General features: G+C 54.8%; 14 protein-coding genes, 3 tRNA genes and 2 pseudogenes. 9 read left to right on the top strand and 10 right to left on the bottom strand.

The window, feature by feature from the left end:
* Positions 1 to 23: 23 nt before the first annotated feature.
* A tRNA-Glu gene (locus tag HBUT_RS00740) sits at positions 24 to 101 on the top strand.
* A gap of 1,158 nt (positions 102 to 1,259) precedes the next feature.
* On the opposite strand, the gene HBUT_RS00735 is transcribed toward HBUT_RS00740, so the two are convergent.
* The 4 genes from HBUT_RS00735 to HBUT_RS00720 all read right to left on the bottom strand — a co-directional run bounded on the left by HBUT_RS00735 (position 1,260) and on the right by HBUT_RS00720 (position 6,917).
* Positions 1,260 to 1,397, bottom strand: coding sequence for a hypothetical protein (locus HBUT_RS00735; protein WP_153801338.1), 138 nt, complete (start codon positions 1,395 to 1,397; stop codon positions 1,260 to 1,262).
* A gap of 129 nt (positions 1,398 to 1,526) precedes the next feature.
* On the bottom strand, positions 1,527 to 3,410 hold the full coding sequence (locus HBUT_RS00730; protein ID WP_048061354.1) for a coiled-coil domain-containing protein: 1,884 nt from the start codon (positions 3,408 to 3,410) through the stop codon (positions 1,527 to 1,529).
* Between the two features lie 224 nt (positions 3,411 to 3,634).
* Positions 3,635 to 6,481: a hypothetical protein gene (locus HBUT_RS00725; RefSeq protein WP_153801337.1), complete on the bottom strand. Its 2,847-nt coding sequence runs from the start codon at positions 6,479 to 6,481 to the stop codon at positions 3,635 to 3,637.
* Entirely contained in the window at positions 6,447 to 6,917 is a 471-nt protein-coding gene (locus tag HBUT_RS00720) for a hypothetical protein (protein ID WP_011821330.1), read from the bottom strand. Before HBUT_RS00720 ends, HBUT_RS00725 begins: the two co-directional genes overlap by 35 nt.
* A 141-nt stretch (positions 6,918 to 7,058) precedes the next feature.
* On the opposite strand from HBUT_RS00720, the gene HBUT_RS00715 reads away from it, so the two are divergent.
* From HBUT_RS00715 to HBUT_RS00695, 5 genes are all read left to right on the top strand, one after another.
* Positions 7,059 to 7,137: transfer RNA gene (locus tag HBUT_RS00715), tRNA-Gly, on the top strand.
* Between the two features lie 339 nt (positions 7,138 to 7,476).
* Positions 7,477 to 9,387 (top strand): anaerobic ribonucleoside triphosphate reductase, encoded by a 1,911-nt coding sequence (locus tag HBUT_RS00710; protein WP_011821329.1) that lies wholly within the window; start codon positions 7,477 to 7,479, stop codon positions 9,385 to 9,387.
* Positions 9,388 to 9,426: 39 nt separating this feature from the next.
* Positions 9,427 to 10,065: a nucleoside/nucleotide kinase family protein gene (locus tag HBUT_RS00705; RefSeq protein WP_011821328.1), complete on the top strand. Its 639-nt coding sequence runs from the start codon at positions 9,427 to 9,429 to the stop codon at positions 10,063 to 10,065.
* Entirely contained in the window at positions 10,020 to 10,784 is a 765-nt protein-coding gene (locus HBUT_RS00700) for an anaerobic ribonucleoside-triphosphate reductase activating protein (protein WP_011821327.1), read from the top strand. Before HBUT_RS00705 ends, HBUT_RS00700 begins: the two co-directional genes overlap by 46 nt.
* Positions 10,785 to 11,129: 345 nt before the next feature.
* Positions 11,130 to 11,207 (top strand) — tRNA-Val (locus tag HBUT_RS00695).
* Between the two features lie 512 nt (positions 11,208 to 11,719).
* Here HBUT_RS00695 and HBUT_RS00690 read toward each other — a convergent pair.
* The 3 genes and pseudogenes from HBUT_RS00690 to HBUT_RS10120 all read right to left on the bottom strand — a co-directional run.
* Positions 11,720 to 12,145, bottom strand: coding sequence for a hypothetical protein (locus HBUT_RS00690; RefSeq protein WP_011821326.1), 426 nt, complete (start codon positions 12,143 to 12,145; stop codon positions 11,720 to 11,722).
* Between the two features lie 91 nt (positions 12,146 to 12,236).
* Positions 12,237 to 12,518: pseudogene (locus tag HBUT_RS09945) on the bottom strand (MarC family protein); the annotation flags it as partial.
* Between the two features lie 34 nt (positions 12,519 to 12,552).
* A pseudogene (locus tag HBUT_RS10120) lies at positions 12,553 to 12,681 on the bottom strand (hypothetical protein); the annotation flags it as partial.
* Positions 12,682 to 13,004: 323 nt separating this feature from the next.
* Between HBUT_RS10120 and HBUT_RS00680 the strand changes: the two are divergent.
* A complete protein-coding gene (locus tag HBUT_RS00680; RefSeq protein ID WP_011821325.1) occupies positions 13,005 to 13,283 on the top strand; it encodes a ubiquitin-like small modifier protein 1 in 279 nt (92 codons plus the stop codon).
* Positions 13,284 to 13,287: 4 nt separating this feature from the next.
* Here the strand turns inward: HBUT_RS00680 and HBUT_RS00675 are convergent, their stop codons facing one another.
* Positions 13,288 to 13,500, bottom strand: a complete 213-nt coding sequence (locus HBUT_RS00675; protein WP_011821324.1) for a hypothetical protein — start codon at positions 13,498 to 13,500, stop codon at positions 13,288 to 13,290.
* Positions 13,501 to 13,599: 99 nt separating this feature from the next.
* On the opposite strand from HBUT_RS00675, the gene HBUT_RS00670 reads away from it, so the two are divergent.
* The gene (locus tag HBUT_RS00670; RefSeq protein WP_011821323.1) at positions 13,600 to 14,787 is read left to right on the top strand and encodes a Clp1/GlmU family protein; all 1,188 of its coding nucleotides are present in this window, start codon (positions 13,600 to 13,602) and stop codon (positions 14,785 to 14,787) included.
* Here the strand turns inward: HBUT_RS00670 and HBUT_RS09940 are convergent.
* Complete coding sequence (locus tag HBUT_RS09940; RefSeq protein ID WP_267195207.1) at positions 14,784 to 14,915, bottom strand: hypothetical protein; 132 nt, start codon at positions 14,913 to 14,915, stop codon at positions 14,784 to 14,786. The two genes, HBUT_RS00670 and HBUT_RS09940, sit on opposite strands and share 4 nt — an antisense overlap.
* 125 nt (positions 14,916 to 15,040) lie before the next feature.
* On the opposite strand from HBUT_RS09940, the gene HBUT_RS00665 reads away from it, so the two are divergent.
* Entirely contained in the window at positions 15,041 to 16,306 is a 1,266-nt protein-coding gene (locus tag HBUT_RS00665) for a molybdopterin molybdotransferase MoeA (RefSeq protein ID WP_011821322.1), read from the top strand.
* Here the strand turns inward: HBUT_RS00665 and HBUT_RS00660 are convergent.
* Entirely contained in the window at positions 16,296 to 16,997 is a 702-nt protein-coding gene (locus HBUT_RS00660) for an orotidine 5'-phosphate decarboxylase / HUMPS family protein (protein ID WP_194840482.1), read from the bottom strand. The genes HBUT_RS00665 and HBUT_RS00660 overlap by 11 nt on opposite strands.
* Positions 16,998 to 17,023 lie beyond the last annotated feature (26 nt).

Here is a 17,023-nt window from a genome sequence, read left to right as displayed (position 1 = left end):
GGCTGAGGAGAGCTGCGCGGCGTGCCGCGGTAGTATAGCCCGGCCAAGTATGCGGGCCTTTCAAGCCCGTGACCCGGGTTCAAATCCCGGCCGCGGCACCAACTCCTCTAACATCTCTCCTCTCGAATTCCCTCTAGCAGTATTCATCGTTCCATTGTACAGTTGAATGAAATGAAACGATAGAATTGTACGTTAGTACCGAAACTCTTGAAGGTTATACGTTTCCTGATAGCCTTAGCTAGACCTTAGTAGGCTAAACAGTGAAGCAAGGCTTCACATCCTATGTTTGCTGTTGATGGAAAGCAAGCGCTGCTAGGCGCTTTGAAGATTGGTCGCGTTACGCTCCAGCTACACCTCAACGGCAGTCAGGAAATATGCGATGCAGCATTTTACATAGTTTTAGTGCATGGTGCTTGTAGACGGCAAGTATCGACGTGATTACAATTACCAATGCTATCGTGGCGAATCTACAGACTTTAAATGAAGACAGTCATAGGACATACATTAATCTTTCACACAGGTCTTGCCTTAACGTATCTCAAATATGTAGTTGCCACTGCTACAGCGAAGATAGCAACGGATATAGCAGCCCTAAAGACTTCGGGTGCACTTGCCTCAAGCAGCCCTACCGCTTCATTACAGCCACAAGCACCCCTAGCAGAAAGAGTAGCAGCAGAAACAGTACCTCACCCCGAGCAGCCCCTCTAACCCTGTGCCTGCCCAGGCTTATGCCAAGAAGCTGAGCTAGCACAATTACCGCCAATAAAACCCCGCCGGCAAAACCGAGAAAAATGTTCGGCATATTTCCACCCAAGTCCAGTCAGGTTAGACTTAACAAGATAAGAGCGCTTAGCCTACTACACATATACCACGATCACTGCATGATAAATGGAATACCGCCAATGTTCCAACATTCACATATGGTAACAGCGTGAACTACCACTCCACAAGCACCTAGAGAGAAGCTAGGCGTCGACGCTGACAGCAGAAAATCCATGAGGCCCTAGTAGAGCTGGTATACCCGTTCAGCTACTAGAGGAGTTCTTCTAGAATGCTGCATATCCTACTAGAAAGTCATTAGAGTCGTTCCAGTTGCAAGTACTCCATGCTCTGCTTTTCATCTTCCTTTCAGCTTCTCGCAAGTTGGTGAGGAAGTATCATTGAGGCGGGTTTGCGATAGAAGACGTGGAGGAAGGAGCACAGAAAACAACGGTTATCACGTAGCGTTGACGTAGTATATACTGGTTTACCCCTTATTATCATGGTCTTGTGCCGTGTTCTCCTCTTGGGTGACTAGCGCCTGGTAGCTGTAGCTGCTCCTCCACGTTGTCGAGTATCTGTTTAGCCTGGTCTAGCAGCTCGCGCGCCTGTGCTACGAGGTCGTGTGCTGTTGCCATGTCTGCGTTTTCTAGAGCTTCTTTTTGCTTGTTGTAATAGGCTTGTGGCATTGTCTACTAGGGTGACAGCCTCGTTTTATCTCTGCTAGTAGGATTTCATTGCCAGCTGCTAGCTGCTTCATGTGCTCCTCACGGTGCTTCTCTTCTCTTCTCCTCAGCCTTCTCCTTAGCTTCTTCGGCCTTCTTCTCATGCTTCTCCTCGTGGTGCATCTTTGCCATCGTCTTTACAAGGTTCATGTACATCTTAGCTATTTGAGTTGATAGTTTCACCTTGTGGATTGCTTTCACGGCTTTCTCGAGTGCCTCGCGGTACAGCTCAAGGGCTTCGGCAATGTCGCCCTTTGCTAGCTTTTCTTCGGCTTGTTCAAGGCTTGCAAGAGCCTCATGTAGCTCCTCCTGTGCATCGTGAAGCTTGTCTAGGGTCTCCTTCCGAGCCTCGTTATCGTTTACCTGGTATATGACCTGTATGCTCTGGTTTATTAGGCGCTTAGCCTCCCTAATCTTGGCCTCTATCCTTATTTTTAGCTTTGCCAGCGTCTCGTTACTAATTATTCTCCGGTGCTGCTCCTCGCCCAGCACCTCCCTTCCGTGCTGGCTCTGCTCAATCACTGCCTTTACGAGGTGACCGTGCACCCTACCAATGTACATCTCGGCTTTTGCCAGGCTCCTCTCAACATCAGTTAGCAGCTTTACAGCCCCAACCAGGTTGCCCTGCTCCAGTGCCACGCGAGCCTTTGCAAGAGTACTATTGGCTTCTGCTAGCTCTTCCCGCGCGTCATGCAGCAGGTCCAGCGCCTTGGGGTTATCCACCAGGTTCATTAGCATAGCTATCTCTTCTGCCAGCATGTTTGCCCTAGACGCCAGCCTGTCTATCCTAGCCGTAAACGCTGCCTTGACAGCCTCCAGCGCTACGCTCGTCTTGTTCACACCGACCCGAGCATATATCTTAGCCATGGCCATTACCTGCTGTACCGTCTCGTTGACACCAGCCATGTTCCCCAACGCGGTCTGCACCACCTCTCTCGCTTCAGGGCCTGCACCCGTCTCCTGCAGCCTTACACGCACATGCTCCAGGAGCTTGATCGCCTTAGCTAGGCTCTTCTGGAGCTTCACCATGTACCGCACTGGATCCGTTACATTAGCCGTGTTTGCTAGGCGTACCAGCTGCTTCATCACCGCATCATCCATTCTCATTGCCAGCATAAACGTATTGTGAGCCTCAATCCTAGCCACAACATCCTTCATCAGCCTCGTTATGTTTGCCGCCGTGTAGTTGCCAAGTCTGCTCATGTTCCTGAGCTGTTGTGCCAGCCGAGCCAGTTCAGTATCGTTGAGCTGACGTGCAATCTTCTCCACAGTCCTAGCAATGTGCTCCATTACGCGCTGCTGTATCTTCTCCTTAATTCTCTCAGCAGCCCTCTCAGCCATCTCCTTCACACGATCTACAAGGATCTTATGGGCCGCCATCACTTCGTGTAAGAGCTGCATTACCTGCTCATCAGTCATGCTGTCTAGCTGCTGGCTAACCACCCTCGCAGTATTGTATATCGCCGCCGCGTATTCAGGAGGAACGTCCAGGGCCTCTGCTATCTGCTCCGGAGTTGCATTTAGCAGGCCCAGGCGCGCCAGGGCGCTGCGCATCATGCCACTGTAGACCATTACTAGTGCACGCGCCTTGCCCAGCGTCACATTATCTAGACGTGTAAGCATCATGCCGAACTCTGTACCCGGCGCCGAAACGGACACACCTACCCTCACGTTCACAGCAATAGACTCACTACTTGCCGTCGTTTCAGCTCCAGCCTCAGCCTCCACGGTAGCGTTACCAGCCACACTAGTATTAATCACAGTAAGGTTAGCATTAGCTATGGTAGTGTTATCAGTAGTTTGTGTTGTATTTGTCTCCTCAGCTGCTGCAACGCTAGCCAGCAGCGGCGATACACTACTAACTACTAGGAGTACGATGAAGCTTAGGGCAACCAGACCAGTTACGCCTACACGGCCCCATGCCATGGCTCTCACACCCGAGCTACCCGGGAGCCCTGGATGGGGCCCCGTTCTCAAAAGGGAAAGGCTGGGACAAAGACAATCATCATCGTTTCATTTGGTTTGAAACAAATGTTTTGTCCCAGAAACTAACAGAAACACTGCATCTCGAACCGGTACGTATCCAGAGCCACGCTGGCCTCCTAGGGTAAATCTACCAGATAGCTGGGCCACACCAGCCTAGAGCCAGCCTATCCCGTAGGTATGCTCCAAACCTCCCTAGTACCATCCGCTCGTACAAAGAGGAGTAATCTGCCCGAATCAATATACTCTAGGCGGTCGCCGGGGCCCCATGGATAGAACGGGAGGTATATGTCAACGTACTCCGATCTGCCAGTCGTCGGGTCTATCTTGTATAGGCTTCCGCGCTCATAGAGAACCCACAGGTACCCATTGCCGTAAGCCATTCCAACCGCTCTCGATGCTGGAGCTACACCTGTAACATTCCAATCACCAGTTGAAGCGTTATACTCTATTATAACTGGCACACCATCACTGGTATCGTAGACTAGGAAGTAGGCTGTAGAGCCATCACTCGAAACAGCCGAAGCGGTGTAGACCAGTGTGGGGTCAGTTGAAACCGTGAAGCCAATATTTCTACTTAGGTTCCCCGAATCGATAACGTTGCCGGTGGAGAGATCGACTACACAGTAGGCGTCACCCCCGCCACCCACGAGGAGCACAGCATAGCTAGCCGAGGATGTATTAACCACTGCCATGGCGGCATTGATCTGAGCCCTACAAGTATTGTTGACCAGGATGAAGTTCCCAGGGGGGCTGAGGAGGGAGGAGTAGAGACCACTGGAGTTGAATAGTAAGAGTCTACGAGTAGCGGGGTCATACGCTATCACAGTAGAGCCGTTGAAGATACTGCCAGCACTCATATTGTACCGGTATTGCAGCACACCACTCGCAACATCATAGACATCTATGATGCTTGACCCTCCGACACCAACAATGAATGCACTGAAGGAGGAGTAGTTCCAGAACTGGTACCTGGCGTTAAGCTCGTCCACGGAGACGTTGACTGGTGACGATGAGGTGAACACTAACCCGATTAGGACAGTACCATTAGTCTTATTAGCTATCTGCCCTGAATACGTGTACCATGGCGTGCTATTTACAACTAGGGCTGGTCCAGTGTAGATACCGCTGGCAACAAGCACCCAGGAGCCGTTCCAGTTAGCAAATATAGTGTAGTTGCCTGGAGCGGTAGCCGAGAAGGCATACTCGATGCGGATAGGGCCCAGGTCGAGGCTTGTGTTGACGATCGTGGAAACGTTAACTCTGATAGTGTAGACCCTAGAAATGTACAAGGTGTAGTTCTCGCCGCCAAGAAGCAATGGGACACTTATGTTAGCAGACACTCCATCGTAGTAGACAGCTACAACGGCATTGCGAAGGATAGGTTTCCAGCCAATATTAAGCGGTGGCTGCACGAAACCATCATCCCCAGTAACACCGCTAGCGACTTTCACGCCGGAAGAGTCGAAAATAGTCACGTTAACCCCAGAGAGAGGGACTCCATTTAAATCGACGACTCTCAAATTAATTTGCAAGGGATTTGCACGAGATACTATAAAGTCATCAAACACTGCTTTAGCATCATACGTACCTACACCTGCGTATGAGAGAGCAGAAAGATCGAATTGCGGATTACCAGCGGACAAGTTAGCAGGCACACTAGCGTAAAGCGTTTGACCTTTTTCATCATACACGTATGCCATGAGCAGATTAGCAGATACATTAACGAAAGCTAGAACAGTCAGCCATGCATTACCTGTAATGCTAAACCTGGAATAGTTAACATTGTCCCACCCAGTGCTAGGCGTCCATGTATCAACTACAAGAAACGCATTGTTAATTCCACTAGTATCACTCAAGTAAACACCTACCGCTACGAGCCGACTTTGGCTCTTAGGATCGTCGAACAAGACTATTTCATGATAATTTAACGAGCTTGCAAGGTTGACATGGGCGGCAATATAGTACGACCCGCTTCTCGGTAGGAATCCAGTAGCAAGATTCGGATAAGCTACATATTCTCCGCTTCCTCCGAAGCTTTCACCACTAGTTGAAGGCTTAGACTGACCTATACCGCACCCGTGCAATCCTCGCGTGTCAGACCATACACCACCTATTTTAGCCCATGTTTGTGTGCTTATCACATTGCACGAATCAAAATCCTGAAAGTATATTGTGTTACTTGTCTCCTGCGTAATATTGATTATAGTTAGTGTTGGCTTATACTGCTCTATTATCAGTGTCTTGTTGTCATGTTCCTGTATGAGTGCTGGATCTAGGGGTGTTAGATTGTAGCCTTGGAGGAGCTGTACTTGTTGTGGTTGGGCTATGGTGTTTGCTAGTGCTGTGCCGTAAGCTGTTCCGCTCCATGTTACTGTGCCGCTGTAGGCTGTTCTTTGTAGTTCGGCGTAGAGCTTTGCTGCAGGCTGTGGCGGCTGGGCTGTTGTAATGTTTCCTGCTACCGGCGTGTAGGGGCGGATTGGTATTATGGCTACGATGGGGCTTGCTGATATGCTGAGAGCTATTGATGATGGTTTCTTGTTTGCTGCGCGGCCGATTAGGATTAGTGTGAAGCTGTCTCCTGGAGCCAGGGGTATTGGGAATCTGTCTATTTGCTCTTTTGTGCCGTCGGCGTGTGTGACTGTGGCAACTATGCCTAGTGCTGAGAGGCTTTCGTTGTTGCGGTCTACGAGTAGTGTTGTCGTGTCGTTCCAGAGTATTACTAGGCTTGTTGCTAGTACTGTGCGTGGCGCCGATGAGTGTATGTAGATGTATAGGTTGCCGCTACTGTCATACATGTAGTAGCCGTGTATGGCTGATGCAAGAAGCGGGGCTGTTAGCTTGGCTTCTGCTGCCTCGGTAGCTATTTGCGTTATCTCGGTTTGCTGGCGGAGCGTATAGAGGTAGAATGCTATTAGGGCAAGTAGGGCTAGGGCTAGCATTGCGGCTCCGACGATTGTTGCTACAGCTCTCGTCCCGCTAGGCTGCTGTGAGCTTCCTGGCGAACACCGCAATACCACCACCTCCATGGTAGAGTGTGACTTCTGCCAGCTTCGTATCTGCTGGAAGGCTGCATTGTATATGGGCCAGCGAGTAGTATGGCACTACGAAGCCCTCTAGTGGACCTGTCGTGTTGCCACTGGTTACATTGCAGTTTGTTGCAATGCTGCCATTTATGTAGAGCGCGGTTAGCTCTACCGGGTAGTCGCCCGTCACTATTACAACGTGTAGTGTATTGTTGGCATCTATATAGGCTAGAGCAGGGGCTACCGCTTGCCTGGTTGATATCATTGTCTTTAGGACTTGTCTCTCGCCAGCATGGATCCCGTAGCCGATGGTCTCAAGGATACGGGCGACTACGAACGCGCCCACGCTAACAACTATGATAACTAGTAGTGCTGCTGAGACTATCTCGCTGACGCCCCGCAGCTTGCCGCGGCTCGCTGCCATAGTGCTCCCAGCTCCCTACGTGTACACTGTAGGTAGGCGGGTGTGCCCCCATAAACTCTACACACCTGCCAAGGAACAATACTGGCCATAAACGTTAAAACCCCGCCCCTATTAGGGAGGAAAGCTGTAACATGGATGGCTGCGGCGGTCGTCTAGCCTGGACTAGGACGCCGGCCTGCCAAGCCGGCGATCCCGGGTTCAAATCCCGGCCGCCGCACCACCCTCCCCTTCTCCCTGCGCTATACTCAGTGGTCGACTCCCAGTCTCCAAGGGGGACAAGCTGGTTATCCTGGCTATTGGAGTAATGCATCATTGTTAGCTTCTTTTGCTGGCTCCCCCTGATTCTCTTGTGCAGGCGGCTTGGGTCCGGGTAATCCATTGCAGCATTGGTTGTTGGTGGTGGCCCTGTGGTCCAGGCTTTCTCTGTTACCCATCACCGTATATCGCAATTGCATACGCGGGTGTTACTCCTGCATGCGGTGTTCCAGCCCTCTCACGACTGTTCTACTCTAACTATGCGGGTAGGGCCTTATACCAGCGGGGTTCGCTGTGGAGACCCTTGAAAAGTATAGGAGAGCGAGAGGGCCTGGTTAGTGTCGCGGAGTACCTGGAGGCTTCAGTGTTTGACGTGTTTGAGAATGCTAACCGGTATCCTGGCCCTAGCGGGCTCCTAACCTATGTTGCTGAGAAGGCTCTCCGGCCGGTTGTACGGAGTGTGCTTCCGGAGCCCCTGGCCAGAGCTCATCTTGACGGTAGGGTTTACGTGCACAAGCTGCCATACGCGCTCTTCATACCGTACTGCAGCGGTCATAGCGTGGAGCGGCTGCTGCGCAGGGGGCTGAAGACCCCTACGATAACGGCCCGGCCGGCCCGGCACTTTGACACCTTTGTGGACCATGTGACGAACTACCTGATAGCTATGCAGCACTACTTCAGTGGAGCCCAGGCTTTCGGCGCTGTGGAGCTCTACGCGGGCCCCTTCATAAGACGCGACAGGCTCGGCTACCGGGAGATACGGCAGGGCGTGCAGAGGCTCATCTTCAACCTCAACTTCCCGAGCAGGGTTGGCATGCAGACACCATTCACTAACTTTACAGTGGTCCTGGATGCCGCGGAGACGAAGCTTGAGAGGGACGACGCCATCTATGCCGGCGAGCCCGTCGGCAAGCTGGGCGAGTACCTCGACGAGGCACGGTTGTTTGTGCGGGCCCTCTACGAGGTACACATGGAGGGCGATGTTGCCGGCCGACCCTTCACATTCCCCATCCCAACCATTATGACTACCAGCAAGCTGCTCTACGACGACCCGGAGATCTTCGATGCCGTCTTCGGCGCTGCAGCCAGGCGGGGGACCGGGTACTGGCTAAACACCCGGGTCGTAGACCCGAACGCCAGCTTTGCGATGTGCTGCAGGATAAACATTGACATGAATGAGCTTCGGCACGCCCTGCGCGTCGGCGGCAAGAGTATGCGTATACGCGACATCCGGAGGGAGCTGGAGCAGGCCAGGGAGGAGTACATACGGAGCCTCGAGAAGCAGCATATGGGCGGCCTCTGGGCAATGCCCGACATTACTGGCAGCAAGGTCGTCATCACGGTTAACCTGCCCAGGATAGCTCTTGAGGCACGCCGCGACGACGAGGCGTTTGTCGAGAAGCTCGATGAGACCCTGGCGCTTGTAAGGAGTGGCCTTGAGTGGTTCGCCAGGCGCTACGAGAGGCTCGCCAAGGCCTACCCTGAGTTCTACAGTATGGTTCTCGAATATGTGCCGGAAGCCCTCCGGTTGATGGGGTCGACGTACTTCCTGCCCGTCGGCGTGATAGGGCTGTCGGAGGCTGCTGCGATAATGGCTGGCGACCCGAAGGCCTGGACTGAGGGCAGCAGGAGCCAGTGGTTCAGGATGGCCGAGTGGATGAAGAAGACCGTGGAGCACATCGTGTCGAGGACTAGGGAGTGGAGCAAGAAGACCGGCATACCGTTCAACGTGGAGGAGGTGCCAGGCGAGAGCGCCGCGGCACGGCTCGCAGAGAGGGACGTCCAGCTCTTCCCGGAGCTACGCGAGTACCTGCCAGACCCCGAGGAGCCCATCTACAGCACCAGCATAGCCCCCTACTACGCGCCGATGGAGCTATGGGAGCGGGTCGAGGTCGAGGAGCGGGTGCAGCCAGTCTTCACCGGCGGCGTGATAATGCACATCTTCCTCGGCGAGGAGCCCGACCCAGAGGCCCTCGCAAGCCTCACGAGGAAGCTGGCCGCGAACACGAGCCTCGTCTACTGGAGCTACACTCCGGCACTAAGCGTCTGCCCACGCTGCGGCTGGAGCAGCGTAGGCATCCGCACCACATGCCCCAGGTGTGGAGGCGAGACAGAGATATGGAGTAGGATTGTTGGCTACTACCGCCCGCTACGGAACTGGAACCCCGCAAGGAGGAGGGAGTTCTGGCTACGCCACCACTACAACAGGCTCTAGACGTTGCAAACAGCCAGCCACGGAGAGGCATAGAATGCCTTGCCGCTCGTGGCTTTTGTCGGTGTACACGGCTCCGGCAAGACCTCCACAGCAAGGCTCCTAGCCAGGCTCTACCCCGGCTGCTACATCTACCGCGAAGTGGAGGCTATCGGTGAGGCTGCCGGGCTGCCCCCGGCCGCTAGGCAGCTCCTCTTCTACGCCCGTTTCATCGAGCGCCTCGTAGCAGCATACCGGGAGGCCCGCAGCGACGGCAAGACCGTGGTCATGGATAGCCACCCGCTACTAGTACCAGTCTATACTCGGTGGTGGCTCCGCGGATCGGGTGGCGGGGCCGCCGAGGCCATGGAGAAGCTGCTCCTCATACTCCCGCCGGTAGACCTGCTAGTCTACATAAGGGCCCGCGACCCCCTGGAGATTGCGCGCCGCGTACTAGCACGGGGCCGGGCGACGGCCAGAGAGGAGGCGGACCCCGAGTACATACAGTTCATAGACCAGGAAGTGTCACGGCTCGTAGAGGCGTACGGAGCACGAATAGCACGCCACGTACTCGTCCTGGATGCCGAGGCACCGCTAGAAGCAAAGGCGCGCCGCGTCCACGAGGAGTACACACGGCTCACCCGGGGCAGAAACACATGCGGGACACACTGCTGGTCGGGGGCTGGAAGGCGCCGAGCCTAGTGGACGTAAGGGGCCGCGTCTCGTTCACCCTGTGGCTCTGCGGGTGCAACCTGCGCTGCCCCTTCTGCCACAACTGGAAGCTAGCCGAGATGCTGCCCGGCACCTGCCGCTGGGCCAAGCTGGACGAGCTGGTTGAGGCCCTCTCGGGGGCCGCCAGGCTCGTAGACGTGCTCCACGTGACCGGGGGCGAGCCCCTGTTACAGCCCGGGAGGCTCCGCGGCCTGCTAGAGGCAAGCCACAAGCTAGGCTTAGGCAATAGCATCAATACGAACTGCACCCTCCCCGAGAACATGGAGCAGCTGCTGGAGGAGAAGCTGGTAGACCACGTAGCCACAGACCTGAAGACACCGTTCCACCTCCTCACCGGCCTCTCCAAGAGCCAGGCAGCACGGCTCTGGGGCCGCTACCTCGACTGCCTCCGCCTACTAGCCCGCCACGGGGTCGAGGTCGAGCTACGCATACCCGTGCCAAGAGACATACCAGGCTACACAAGACTGCTCGAGGAGAGCCTCAGACAGCCCACTGAAGCCCTAAAGGGCACGAACTGGTACATTGTAGTCAACCCCCTACAGGGCCCCCCAGCCGTAACCCCGAGAAGCCCAGACTGGTGCGCAGAGCACTGCAACCCACCAAGAACACTCCTGGAGGAGGTAGCCGCGATAGCCAAGAGGTACAACCGGAAAACCTACACCATAAACACACCAACAGCAGGCCCATAGGACGCAAACAGAGACACGAGAAAGACAGAAGAGAGGGCTCAGCCGTCGGGGCTTACCCCATCAGCCCCACCCAAGGGGGCCTCCAGGCAACGAAAGGGCAACATCACAGCCCAGGAAAGCAACACAGTCTACCCTAACTATTCAACCCTATTCAACCTACCACACAACACCATCTAGATGTAATTAAGACTACTCCTTGGAGAATAGCCTTCACAATACTAACCCCCTAATGCTGGGAACGGTGCTAAGTGGACTAGGGCTGTACACCAACAAAATCTTGAGCATTGACCGTAAAGATTTTACCTGGAGGCTATAGGGTACTAGCCGAATACCATGGGTGTGGCTGGGCCCGTCGTCTAGCCTGGTTAGGACGCCGCCCTCACACGGCGGAGGTCCGGGGTTCAAATCCCCGCGGGCCCACCACTACCCATCTCCTCCACGTTTCTCGCGTTCTGTTAGCGGTTGTGTGGGCTTCTCTTCAGGTCTCTGCTCTGGTGCTCGTATAACTTCTGAGCATGTCTAGGGTTTTGTCTGGGAGATTTTCTAGCCCCCTCTTTGCGAGCTGTCAGCGTAGTATCTCCATGTCTAGCTTGTCAACAAGGACGTCGAGGAGGAGAGATACGCGATATACTGTTTCTCTCGTGCTCCAGTACCTCAGTTCGCGAAGGTAGCGTAGTACTAGCTCTTTCGGGGCTTCCGTGTAGACGTGTAGTCTGTCTATCTATGCATGGACAAACCCAAAACCTTGACTAGTGTATGGTTGGTGCGAGGTCAGTCATTTTCTCTTCGCAGCGCCCAGCACGACTATGGGGTCTCGGCTTAGCATGGGACTTCGGGTCAGCGTAATAGCTTTTCGGCTACGAGGCTTGCCGGGAGTGGTACTACAAGGCCTACATTGAGTGTGCGATAGCTCCTAGTTCGTGTAGAGTTCAATGTTATGCTGGCTCGGTGCCGCGAGGTGGGTTGAGAGCGTAGTGTACGGCGTCGTCGAGATCGGCGAATATTCGTATACATGTTCTCTTGCGGCCCCTCAGCCTGGTCTTTATGGGGACTATGTAATAGGTGGTGCCCGTGAACGCATCGTCGGGTACCCATAGCCTCAGTATCCTGTACCCTGTGTCTGTGACAGCTAGCTCTTCTGCCTTGGCTAATATCTGTCGAGTCTTGTCTCCACATGTGCGAAGCTTAGGCACTTGTAGCGCGTAGGGGGGCTGCGGCCTCCTTATGTAGCGGCGGCCTTCCTCGGCAGTCCAGACGAGCACCGCTGCTGTGCCGGCAGCTGTTAGTGTTTCTTGTTCTTCATTTTCTTCTCGCTCTGCAACACTCTGCTTCTCCCTCACCTCCAGAGCTGCTAGGCTCATCACCTCTCCCCGGTATTACCTGGCTAGACGGTATACCGGGTTAAAATGAATCCGACATCAGTGTTGCGAGCTACTCTATGGCGTAGTGGTGTTACCCGGTGGTTGTTGGTTGGTGTAGCAGTTGCAATGTCCAGACGCGGACAGCGGAATACATCATCTGGGCCGCTATACCCGCTATTATCAGCGACATAAACCTCGCCATGGCCTTTATACCGTTTCTACCGAGCAGCCTCTGTATCAGCGTGGCAGAGCAGAGTGCTGCAGCCATGGTGGTTACTGCTAGGAGGAAAGCGGCTATAGTGGCTGGAGTGCTCTCTGTTGCGCCAAGGTGTATGAGAAGGGTCATTGTGCCGGGACCTACTATCATTGGGGTAGCAAGGGGATACCACTGCTATCTCTTTGTTTTCTACCCTCCTGCCCTTTGGCTGTCCAGGGAGCATGCCCACGGCAATGTACATGAGGAGTATTCCACAGCCAAACCTGAGGCTTGAGATGCTTAGATGGTAGAAGTCGGGTATAGCTCTCCCAGTAGGTATTAAGACTAGGCCTAGAAGGATGACACACTATCATTGCCTGCTTCAACACAAGTCGAGCCTCAGCTCTCTCCATGCCTTCGGTCAGTGTGAGATAATTGTTTAGCGCTGTGAACGGGTTCATTATCGTCACTATCTGTCCATACAGCACAATTACGAGGCCAGGGCCAGGCATAGTCACAGCGACACCTCTCAGCAGCACTTCGCGACTCCTCAAAGCTTTTGCCCAGCCTCAGTTCGGGGGCTAACTTGGCTTACTGTATGTGCTGGCTGTAACCCGATAAGGGGGCTTGTTAAGGATATTCAGATCTGGGGTGGGGTCGTAGTTGAAGATCACGGTGAGACTATACGCGGGGTTTCATGAGGCTGTGGGGTCAACAGAGCTGGAGCTAGAGGTTCCGAAGGGTGTAACGGTGCTTGATGTGGCGAGAATTCTTGAGGAGAAGTTTCCGGGGCTTAGAGGGCGCCTGGTAAAGGATGGGGAACTGCAAGATGACGTGCTTGTACTGGTTAATGGTCGATCAATAGAGTGGCTGGAGGGTGTAAAGACCAAGCTCCGTAGCGGTGATAGGGTGGCCTTCTTCCCGCCGGCAGCGGGAGGCTAGGGTTTTATTGTAGCTTGAACCCATATTTTGCAAGGAACTTCTTTACTTGTTTGGGAATGCGGGGCGATGATTTCTCCTGGGCGGCTATGTAGACAGGTCTCGAGAGCCTAGGCCCCTCGACAATGGCGCCTACAATGCTTCCGTCCTCTGTGTAGAGCAGTGTAACGCGATACTTTCCAACCTGGTGCTCCTCCCTCCTAGCTATGTGGAGCGACACGGTCCATCAAGCCCCCGAGGCCCCCAGTTACGGGTTGTGGCTGCAGTATTTAGGGGTGGCCTTACCGGCTGCCTCTTCCTGTCGGGGCTGTGGCCTGGGATGGGGTGCGTAGAGCTAGCTCCTGGCGAGGGGCTTTGGGTCTCGGGACCTGCCCGCGTCGAGGTTTCCTCGGGGGAGCTGCTAGCCAGCGGCTATACGATAGCTGCTGGCGGGGAAGCATTGGTTAGGGGTGTGAGGGGGTTCACCTTCTATGCAACAACGGCCTCGAGGGTATGCGTCTCGTTGGGCGCTGGAGCTTCGATGAATCGTGTCAGTGAGGGTTATGATGTCGCGCTCAGCTGGCTCAAGCTGGGTGAGGAGCTGGCTCGTAGTGGTGTGCATCGTGTGCTTGTGGTTGGGCCGGTTGAGTCAGGCAAATCCACCCTTACAGCATGGCTGAGAAACATCCTTGGGGCATGCGTTGTCGAGGCTGATGTTGGCCAGAACGAGTTGGGCACCCCGGCGATGGTCTCCTATGCGCCCTTCGATGGGGCTAAGCTAGTGTTAGAGGACGCTGGCGCTGTTGGAGGATTCTTTGTGGGCCACGTATCGGCTGAGAGGGCTGCAGAGCTGGTAGTTGCGGCTACAGCACGCGCTGCCATGCGCTGTGGTGGACAAAGGATAGTGGTGGACACGGATGGCTATGTCCAGGGGAGGGGAGTTGTGTACAAGGCAGCGCTGGCCGAGACACTCAATGTTGACGTAGTGATATCGCTTGACCAGGGTCTGGCTAAGGCGTTGAGAGCAAGAGGCCTCGAAGTTGTTGAGGCTCCACAGCCACGACTTCGTAGGGAGAGGAGCAGGCACGACCGGAGGGTTTTCAGACAGAGGCTCTATACGAGGCTCTTTGCGGAAGCGAGAACCCTTGTCCTCCGTGATGTGGACATAGTGAACCTCTGCAATTACAGTGTTGAAGGCGATAATGTAATCTATGACTGTGCGGGTAAACTTATCGTCGAGTCTCGGAGAAAGCCGCAACAAGGGTTCTGGCTAAGGCCAGGCTGGGCTCGGGGGCTGCTTGCCGGCCTCCATACAAGGGATGGTGATGTACTGGCCTTTGTAGAGTCGTTCAACCCTGTAGAGCCGAGGCTTGTTGTAAAGGTGGGGCGAGACATTGAGCCTAATGCTGTGCATGGCGTTACACTGGGCTGGGTTAGGCTTGGCGATAACTATGTGGAGCAGGAACATCTGCCGGTAGACGTATACCCTCTAGCAGTGCTCCGCTCAAAACAAGTTAGGAGGCGTTAACGTCTCCCTCCAGTCATCTCTCCGCCAGCACTTACGACTGGCACGACTGGCAGGCTAGCATGTAGCTGGGCGTCAGCGTATAGGGATACTCTTGGTGCTGCATCGGGGAAGAGCCTGGCCCTACTCACCCGGAGACCCCCAGCCGAAGCTATTCTGTTGGTTCCGTCACTAGCTCTGTAGGGGCTAGTATCACTAACCCCTCTCCAGGCGGGAGGAGAGGCGGAGCACCCTGCACGGGGGGCGTGGCTGGGTCTTGCAGAAGGTTCCACGTTACCTGGAGAAGCTCACACCAGTCGAAGAAGCCGTTAAGGCGATAATGGAGGCTGTGAAGCCAGTAGCGGAGGAGGAACTCGTCGACACGTGGACTGCTGTCGGCAGGGTCTTGTCAAGGGATGTTGTTGCAGCCTATGATTTTCCCCCGAGGCCACGTTCCGCCTATGACGGCTATGCTGTGCGTTCCGGAGATACTCCTGGCAGGCTTCGCCTCCTTGGCGAGGCTACGATAGGCCGGGTCGACGTTGAGTACCGTGTTGAGCCGGGTACAGCTGTTTACGTCTCCACGGGTGCTTACCTACCCGATGGTGCTGACACTGTTGTGCCTGAGGAGAAGGCTAGGAGGGAGAACGGCTATATCATCGTCGAGAAGCATTACCCGCCAGGCAAGAACCTTGACCCAGTTGGGGCCTATGCGCGCCGTGGGCAAGTCCTATTACCAAAGGGCTATGTTGTCACTATGCTTGATGCTGTTGGTCTCCTAGATGTTGCTGTTACCAGGATCTATGTCTATCGTAGGGTTAGGCTAGCAATGATACTTACTGGCAACGAGATATTCGAACTCCGCAATCCCATGGAGGCTGAGGAGAGAGTCCTTAGGGGCGAGGTTGTAGAGTCTACTGGGAGGCTCATAGAGTGGGCTATCCGCCGCTACACGCCCTGGGTGGAAGTTCTCGGCCGTGTACTATTACCTGATGACGTTGACACCATAGCCTGGTATGTAACTAGGCAGTTCCGCAATGCAGACGTCATAGTTATGACGGGTGGCTCAGGCCCCAGCACTGTGGACACGTTCTACCAGCTGGCGGAAAGGCTTGGGGGCCGGGTGCTGTTCCGGGGCCTATACGTTAAAGGTGGTAGGCCAACCTCAGCGCTAAAGCTCGACAAGGGACCGTTACTGATCGTACTATCGGGGCACCCTATATCGGCGCTGCATGGTTTTGTGAGGGTGCTCTACCCGGTGCTGAAGTATCTTGGCAACGTTGTTCGTGCAGCTGAGCCGCCAGCTTTCGCCTATGCGGTGCTTGAAGAGGGTGGTGAGTACAAGAGGCCGCAGCCGGTAAAGGTTAAGCTGATATTACGTGACGGTGTACTCTACGCTAAGCCCCTGCCGGGTGAGAGGCAGCTAAGCTCGGTGACAGTTAGCAATGTTGAGGCTGACGGTATAGCGTTGGTTGAGGGTCGCAGGTATAATGCCGGGGAGCGTGTGCCGGTGATAGTTTACCGTGAGCCCTCTACCGGCTAACGCTCTGTATCGCCTTGAGGATTTTTTTAGCCATACCTACTGGATCCCTACTCCTCGTTATTGCGCCGCCGACAATGGCTATCGATGCCCCTGCCTCAATCATTGCTGGCGCTGTGGACTCGTTGAGGCCGCCAGCTACTGCTACCACGCCATTAAACTTAGAGGCAATCTTTGAGACTAGCCCGCGCAGCTCAGCCGCCGTAAGGCCGAGAGCCCTCTGTACATCAATGCCAACATGGAGTTCGATGATGTCGACTCCTAGAGGCTCGAGCTCCTCAACCCTCTCCAGGACGTTGCGTACCCCGAGCATGTCGACAGCTACAGCCATACCGCAGTTATGAGCAGTCCTTACGGCAGCCTCTATAGTCTCATCTGGCGCTAGTCCCAGTACTGTAACGACACTAGCCCCTGCCTTGCATGCCAGCTCCGCCTCGAGCGCGCCGGTATCAGCTGTCTTCATGTCAGCTACAACGGGCACTGGGTCAACCACCCGGGCCAGGAGGCTCACTGAGCGCAGTCCTTCAGACTTTATGAGTGGAGTACCGGCCTCAGCTAGCCAGCCCGAATCGCCGAGGCCACGGCGGAGCCTAGAGGCGAGGAGCAAGGCATCCTCGAGCGAGGTTAGGTCAAGTGCTATCTGGAGGATTGGCTGCCTAGAAGCTAGCTCCACAACGCGTGGCCTGGAGGGCACACTAGTCACCGGGCGTAGGGGCTGGC

This window comes from Hyperthermus butylicus DSM 5456 (assembly GCF_000015145.1).
In the GTDB taxonomy this organism is placed as follows: Archaea; Thermoproteota; Thermoprotei_A; order Sulfolobales; family Pyrodictiaceae; genus Hyperthermus; species Hyperthermus butylicus.
The sequence above is the reverse complement of the archived record's forward strand: the minus strand, read 5'-3'. Positions and strand labels throughout refer to the sequence as shown.